The organism is Acinetobacter sp. GN11 (genome assembly GCF_054823985.1).
The window spans coordinates 1-5,118 of record NZ_JRVL01000132.1 but is presented as its reverse complement, the minus strand read 5'-3'; the positions used below and the strand labels follow the sequence as shown (position 1 = coordinate 5,118).

General features: G+C 38.8%; 4 protein-coding genes. All 4 read right to left on the bottom strand.

All coding sequences use genetic code 11. The annotated features are described in order from the left end of the window. On the bottom strand, positions 1-1,027 hold a 1,027-nt coding region (locus tag NL42_RS12155), incomplete at its 3' end, for a fimbrial protein (protein WP_151744204.1). Then, complete coding sequence (locus NL42_RS12150) at positions 1,024-3,582, bottom strand: fimbria/pilus outer membrane usher protein (RefSeq protein ID WP_461312936.1); 2,559 nt, start codon at positions 3,580-3,582, stop codon at positions 1,024-1,026. The genes NL42_RS12150 and NL42_RS12155, both read right to left, overlap by 4 nt. A 58-nt stretch (positions 3,583-3,640) precedes the next feature. Beyond that, complete coding sequence (locus NL42_RS12145) at positions 3,641-4,375, bottom strand: fimbrial biogenesis chaperone (protein ID WP_461312935.1); 735 nt, start codon at positions 4,373-4,375, stop codon at positions 3,641-3,643. An 86-nt stretch (positions 4,376-4,461) separates the two neighbouring features. Then, positions 4,462-4,995, bottom strand: a complete 534-nt coding sequence (locus tag NL42_RS12140) for a fimbrial protein (protein ID WP_000731817.1) — start codon at positions 4,993-4,995, stop codon at positions 4,462-4,464. Positions 4,996-5,118 lie beyond the last annotated feature (123 nt).

Here is a 5,118-nt window from a genome sequence, read left to right as displayed (position 1 = left end):
AATCATATTCAATAGTTACGGTAGCCATCGCACGTACTTTACCAGCAGTCACATTTGCAGCTGTTTGATAGTAGCGAGCGGTCATTGGTACGTTATATTGAAGTATCTGGTTAGAAGACACTGTACCTAAAGCTAATTTGTCACCTTTTTTGATGACTTGATTTTTATTTTGGTAATTCCACAGTAATTGTACGCCCACACCATTGGCTTTTTCAGATGTGGCAGCCGTATTTGCCAGTACCTGACTATTTGTGCCATCTTGTGTAAAGTCGTAACTTAAACTAATAACATTTTTCTCTTCATAACCCGTTGGACTTGTACCGCCATTACATAAAATGTTCATATCAAAGGTTTGTTCGCCTTGAGTTGAGCCAACACCTTTGAATCCAGCCTTTGTAACAGTAGGAAGCTGTACAACTTTATTAATATTACCTTGGATTTCACATGAAGAGGAGGCAATGGTAATTGCATTACCGTTAACTGTACTGGTTAAAAAAGGGCGGTTTACATAACCACTTACATAGTATCGACTATATAAACCAGGCACTAATGTACCCGAACCAGTCTGTGCCGCAGTTTTCACAATTTCGACAACAAAATATCCTGTAGCAAGATTATAAGTTGTTCCTGGTGTTAAACTACGAGTATAGGGATAATACCCTGAAAAGTTAGTTGCATTTTCTGCTTCACGGTACAAACGAATACCAATTCCAGGAATATTCGTTGAATAGATATTATTCCCTAGTGAGCTTAATGGATAGCCTTGAGTAAGTGCAGCAGTAATAGTATCGCTATAAGACGTACATTTTGCTGTTGAACCATTGTCGGTAATTGGAAAGGTTGCTTTTCTTAAAATCATTCCAACAGGGTCACTTGGTCGGACCACAACACGACCTACGGCCATGGAAATGTCAACCGTGCTAAATGAGCCTCCTTTGTTATTGGCTAAAGTACAGGAAGCATTAGCTTCACCATACACACCAAGGCCAGCGGTAAATAAGAAACCTGTTAATAATATTCTTTTCATTTGCAGACAGCCTCAGTCATTACCATGCTTTGTTGCTTATTTTGCAACTGATTACTGATGTTGTACTCAACTGAACAACGCTCATTACTTTCATCGCCCCATTTCACATAGAGACGATCTTGAGCAAGTGGAGTACGTAAGTAAATCATACTACCTTGTGCAACAATACCGACAGCTTCATCTTTCTGATTAAATACTTGAGCTGCAAACGGTAAACTGTTGCCATCAGCAGTTTTACTATTAATGTAAACTGCATAACCTGTTTTAGTCGCAAAATCTACTTTAGCAATTGCACCAGCAAAAGGTGCTATACGTTGACTTGTTTCTTCAAGTTCTACTTCGCTCGACATTTCTTGTGGGTCAAGGGTAATGTCATTAAGACGGTACGGAGTAACATAAGGAACTACCGCATAACCGGCTTTATTCACGCTCAAACCAACAGCATTATTAACTTTTGCTCCGGCAGCTTCTGGTGCATGCACAAGTACCATTGTTTGGCCTTGCTCAGGTCCAAATAAAATACCTTCTGAATGTGCAACTACACTACCAGTTAAGCTAACCATTGCTTGTTGATAAGAATCAGCCACACTATAAGAACCACCAACAGTTGTATAGTTAGTACGATAACGACCATTTACGTTAAATGATGGATTCGCATAGTCCTGATGCGACATTGAAGCGCCGTAACTAAAGCGATCTCCAACCATTCCACTTGCACCAACAGTACGGCTATCTTCAGAAGCAGTAACGTTGACATTAATCGAATTCTTTTTGAAATCAATCGGGAACGATAATGTCATTAAATATTCAGTATCGTGTGTTTGATTTGTTGAGCCATACTCAACTTTACGGTTAATGGCCGATACACCATAAGTTAAGCCATGGAAATTATTACTATAACCAAGCTGATATTGTTTAGTACTTTCACTACGGTTCCAATAGTCAACCCATGAACCTACTACATAGAAGTTACCCCAACCTTCAGGTAACCCTTGGTTCAAGGTGATTTGGAATTCACTACGTTGACGACCAGCAGAGTAAGTATTAATACCTTTTTCTTCAAAATCGCGAATCTGTAGAGCGTCACGTAATTTATAGAAGTTTTCTGTTGAGTAACGATAAGCTGCTAGCGTTAAGTTTGTGTTGGTTGGAGTAATTAGCTTGCTATAACTTAAACGGAAACTTTGCCCCGATTGTGAAGACTGTTTTTCAAACTCTGCTTCAGAATGTGTAACGTCAAGTGCAATCGCACCAATTGGCGTAGCAAAAGCAGCACCCAACAATACAGCGGCATAATTTTCAGTTGCTTGGATGCCCGTATAACCTGTTAGATAGTTGTTAATACCTTGCTGGTATTTACCTTGAACTACCCAAGGGTCAATATCAATGTCTGAATCACGGAACTGACCTACAGTTAATGAATAACGATTCATACCAGGACGTAGCATCTGCACAACAGATGCGTAAGGCACAGCAAACTTTTGTATTTCACCATTCGCTTCAATAACAGTAACTTCAATTTCACCACCAAAACCAGTAGGGTAAAGGTCATTAATTTCAAAGTTACCTGGCGCTACAGTTGTTTGATAGATAAGTTGGCCTTGTTGACGAACTTCGATTTTCGCATTGGTTTTAGCATTACCACGAATACGCGGAGCATAACCAAGCATACTATTCGGCAGCATTCGATCATCGCTTGAGAAGTCGATACCACGATAGCCATAAGAGTCAAATACTTCGCCGTTTGTAAAGCTATCCCCAAGTGTTAAAACACCACGATATTTCGGGAATGCACGTTGCAAGTAAGTACTTGTTTCTTCGTAACTTGATTTAGATTGATTTTCAGCAGGAGTATCTTGCCATTGCCATTGACCATTATGACGTAATTGCCAACCACCTAAATTTAGTCCAGCAGTCACGCCCATAAATGCGTTTGTTGTTTCGCTTTGATCATTAGACTGAGTAAAAGTTTTGTAGGCACTACCGTTATACGATAGAAAAGCAGCATTAATCCCGCGATCCCATAGACTTGGGTCAACATAGCCTTGCGCATTTTTTTGCAAAGCAACTTGTGGAATCGAGATATCTACACGTAAACGAGAGTTATCAAACTCATAAAATGCATTTTCAACCCACTCTTCAATTTTATAACAACTACTATTTTCTTTTTGAAGAGGAGCATGCTGCGCTAAAATCTCTTGTTTTACACCATATTCAGCAAGTGTATTTCCAGTAAAGCAGGTTACAGCATTTTTATTTGATTCTAATGCTTTAAAAAACATACGACGTTTGCCAAACCATTGGCCATTTACATAAACGTCAACATTATATTCACCTGGTAAAACAGGGTTACCGTATTTAAAACGAGAAATATCAACTTTTTGAGCATCACCAATTAAAAAAGCAGAATCAAATTCAGCTTCTACAGGAGCACTCGCGGCGGCTTCTTCAGCGTGCACGAATACAGGCATTGTCATTGTGACAACACCAGAAGCCAAGTAGTAACAAATATGGCGTTTTAATAATTTATAAGATTCTTGCCTTTTTTTTGGCATAGCTAAGTCCGCCTACTCACATAATAGGTGCTTAAATTTATTAAAAAGATAAATCTGATTACTGAAGTTTTATTTGGTGTTCGACTCGACCACCATAGTCATTGACATTCATAAAACTCATATCTTGAAGATTGCCGTTCTTAAGCTGAACAGACTCTTCAGAAAAAGGTTTAATCATTAACCCTTGAGGTAATAAATCAACTTTTTTATCACCTGCCTTTTGATAAACAGAGGTCATCGTGATATGAAAAGGAGTTGGATTTTTCACCGTTAAATTTTGACCAGATTTAACCCATTGAAGCTTATCAGCTGCTAAATTCACGTCGTCTTTAATCGAAGCTGGACGATAGAAGAATTTAATACGTGAGCGAATTGCTAATTGCAGAAAGTTATCAGGCGTCGTATTTTCAGTTTTTGAAGTTGGTCGTGGAGGAATATCCAAAACGTTTAACCACAAAACTGTTTCTTGCTTTTGATTTAACTGAGAAGCAGTTGGTAAAGCAGTAATACGAAGGGTCTGACTTTTTGTAGCTTCAACACGAGAAATAGGAGGAGCAATCATAAAAGGTACTTTAGACTGATCCGGAGTACTTTTTTTGTCGCCTTCATCAAGCCATGCTTGGACGAGTGCTGGTTTTGAACCGTTATTACTAACCTGTAGTGTAACTTCGCGAGCATCCGAAGGATAAATCACACGAGTGCCATGAATTACAATTTCTGCTTGAGTAGCAGGTGCAACAACTGCTGAAGCAAATGCCAAACCTAACAAAAAATTATAACTGTTCAATTTCATTTCAGAATTCTCAACCAAGAAAGATTCGGGAAAGCGCCACAAAAAGAGGGTTCCTATGTAAACATAGAAACCCTCTCATCCATCAATTATTGATAGATAATTGTGTATTGAACAGAAGTATTTACTTTACCAGCAGTAGAAGCGCCAGTTGCATAGTATTCAGCATAGTAGTTAAGGTCTGCGCTACCAGCTGCAGCTACGTCAACCCATTGAGAGTTAGCTTGAGCACCGTTTGCACCAGCAGCAAGAACAGGGATGAAGTTGTTGTTGCTACCTAAAAGTTGAACGTTAACGTTTTTAGCACCAGTAGCGTCTTTGTTAAGTAAACGACCAGTATTAAAGTCAACGTTAGCACCTGGTTCGAAGTAAGTAGCTACTTTACCTTCAGAACAGTTAGCTAATTTAATTTGGAAAGGAGTACGACCAGCAACATCCCCAGCAACAGCTAAAGTTTGTTTAGAAACAGTTGGAAGAGTAACTGTGAAGTCTTTACCAGCTGGAGTAACGATGTCACAAGTTTTGTCTGTAACTAAACCATTAATTGTAATTGTACCATCAGCAGCTTGAGCATTCGCAATCCCTACAACCGAAAGAGCAGCGATCAAAGCAAGTTTTTTCATAGTGTTTTCTCAAAAGTCTGGATAAAAGTTTATTTCCTTACTTTTCCAGTGTTTGACATCTTGAAAAGTAATGCGGCGATATTAACACTTCTTAAACAAAATGCAAACTATATCACATTATTT

Excerpts from the sequence above, each read along its gene's own strand:
- NL42_RS12140 (WP_000731817.1), bottom strand. The coding sequence starts at position 4,995 with ATGAAAAAACTTGCTTTGATCGCTGCTCTTTCGGTTGTAGGGATTGCG.
- NL42_RS12145 (WP_461312935.1), bottom strand. The coding sequence starts at position 4,375 with ATGAAATTGAACAGTTATAATTTTTTGTTAGGTTTGGCATTTGCTTCA.
- NL42_RS12150 (WP_461312936.1), bottom strand. The coding sequence starts at position 3,582 with ATGCCAAAAAAAAGGCAAGAATCTTATAAATTATTAAAACGCCATATT.